The 2,338-nt window shown below is 56.2% G+C and carries 2 protein-coding genes; both read left to right on the top strand.

The features are described 5' to 3' along the window. Positions 1-186: 186 nt before the first annotated feature. Entirely contained in the window at positions 187-879 is a 693-nt protein-coding gene (locus AC0AP0_RS12100; RefSeq protein WP_490430653.1) for a hypothetical protein, read from the top strand. A gap of 482 nt (positions 880-1,361) precedes the next feature. Then, on the top strand, positions 1,362-2,338 hold a 977-nt coding region (locus AC0AP0_RS12095), incomplete at its 3' end, for a Rossmann-fold NAD(P)-binding domain-containing protein (protein WP_490430652.1).

Genomic DNA, 2,338 nt, shown 5'->3' with positions numbered 1-2,338 from the left:
TGCCACAAGCAATGGGGAAGAACAAGCCTGGAGGGTCAGATGAGCAACAATCGAAACGAACGTGCGAATAAGAACCAAGGTAGGCATGAAAGTCCCGAACAATCACCAATGAACGACAAAAACCGCATGCCAAGGCCAGCGGAGAACACTAACGGCGGAAAAGAAAGCCAAGCAGAAAATGCCCCCATGACGAAGAAGGAAGGCAGGGATTCATCCAGCAAGGACGTTGCTCACGGCAGACCTGGAGCACAAAATAAGCAGGACCAGGCCCTAACCGCCGACCACTCACAAGCCGGCCAGGTAAACAGAGAGCATGATGGCTCCTCCCATGACGACAAGCCAAGCCAACCCGGTAAGCCTGCTGCAAAAGAAACGCCCGTACCCGTCGATAAACCGTCTCAGCCAACCAAGGAAAGCAAGCCTGCCAAACCGCGCAAGGCCAAAAACCATGATTCCTTCTATCTGGGCCTTGCCTCGGCAGTCCTGGTTGCAGCTCTGGGCCTCAGCCTGAGCACCATGCCGATCTTCTTCTCCCTGCCTCTTGCCGCCGTTCTCTTCGGAATCGGCATCTGGCTCCTCTCCTATGCCAGCTTCAAGTCTCCCGGCAAACCAGAGGGAGAGGGAACAGATGCGGACAGGCACACCAGGACGGTAGTCGTGGCAACAGTCCTTCTGGTTCTGCAGACCTTCATCATGGACGTGTTCATCTTCACCCGTATGGGAACCGTCGGCAAACATCAGAACGCCATCGTCATCGCCTGGATCCTCGCCAGCATGATCGAGACCCTGGCTGCCTTCGCCCTTATCTACCATCACAATCCCTTGCAGTCCAAGCCCAAGGACCCTGCGGCGAACGATAAACACGAGGAAAAGGACTAAAGCACTGCAGCAAACATGGACCTGAAACGACATAACAGACCGGAAAGGCCGACTGGCCGACCGGGGATGTGAAATTACCTGCCCACAGCGTTCCATCGCCAAGGCCTTCCGCCTCAGGGTGCCACTCATCATTCTTGAAGATGTGTGGCACCCTTTACTTGATCATCTCCACTGCTGCAGCTTGACATGGATGGCAAGGTCCTGCACTTTGCCGGCAGACTCACAAAAATTCGACATCAAAGCCCAAAAACACTCTTCAGGCAATCCATGAGCTGCGTGGACACAACTAAGCGAGCTCGGCTCTTTGCTCTTTCTGCTTCTCATCCTCTTCGGCAAGACACCATGCAAGATACCTTGAACTTGCTCTTCTCAGCTGTTACTTATTCACTTACAAATTGTGTTGACCTGCCAACAGTAAAGACCAGCAACTAGAATCATTGATGAAATTACTCACACACAGTTGTGTTTGGAAAAGGAAAGACATGAGTGGACCAGAACAATCCCACGTAGCCTTCGGGGTCCTCAAAGAGACTGACGATGAAGAGTCCCGTGTGGCCCTGACGCCTGACATCGTGACCCGGCTGACCAGGCAGGGCATTACCTGCCTATTGGAGTCCGGAGCCGGGGCTCGAGCCGGCTTCCGAGATGAGGACTACCAACAGACCGGAGCCACAGTCACCGACAGGAATACCGTCTTATCCAAGTCACAAGTTCTGGGCTTCGTCAACAGACCGGATGAATCCTTGCTGAAGGGGATCCCAGCCGGAACATGGATCATCGGCATGCTGGGGTCCTTGAGCGACAAGGACTACATCAAATCCCTGGAAGCGTCCGGGCTTACAGGGATTGCTATGGAGCGACTCCCCCGACAGCTCAGCTCGGCCCAGTCCATGGACGAGATGACCTCGCAGAACTCGGTCATGGGATACAAGGCGGCTCTGGTGGCTGCCGATGCCTATGGCTCCTTCTTCCCCATGATGACCACTGCCGCAGGAACCATCCGACCAGCCAAAGTCCTGGTCTTGGGTGCTGGCATCGCAGGTCTGCAGGCCATCGGGACCGCAAAACGCTTGGGAGCCGTGGTCACCGCCTATGATGTCAGACCCGCTTCCAGGCAGGAGGTGGAATCCTTGGGAGCCAAGTTCCTCGACCTGGGACTGGACTTCTCCAAGGGGCAGGGCGAGGGTGGCTATGCGCGTCAGCTGACCGATCAGGAGCAAGCCCAGCAGCAGGCTGCGGTGGATGCCAAAGCGGCAGGCTTTGATGTGGTCATTACCACAGCCAAGGTTCCAGGCGGAAAGCCTCCTCGCCTCCTAAGCGCCGAGGGTGTGGCCAACCTGCATCCCGGGGCTGTGGTCGTGGACTGCGCTTCCAGCGACCTCGGCGGCAATGTCGAGGGATCACAGGTGGGAACCAGGACCACCGACAAGGGAGTCATCATGATCGGGGCCCCATACCT

The sequence above is a fragment of the Bifidobacterium sp. POST2/T3 (B1) genome (assembly GCF_058197115.1).
Note: the sequence above shows the minus strand (reverse complement) of the source record. Positions and strands in the feature narration are given on the sequence as shown.

Excerpts from the sequence above, each read along its gene's own strand:
- AC0AP0_RS12100 (WP_490430653.1), top strand. The coding sequence starts at position 187 with ATGACGAAGAAGGAAGGCAGGGATTCATCCAGCAAGGACGTTGCTCAC.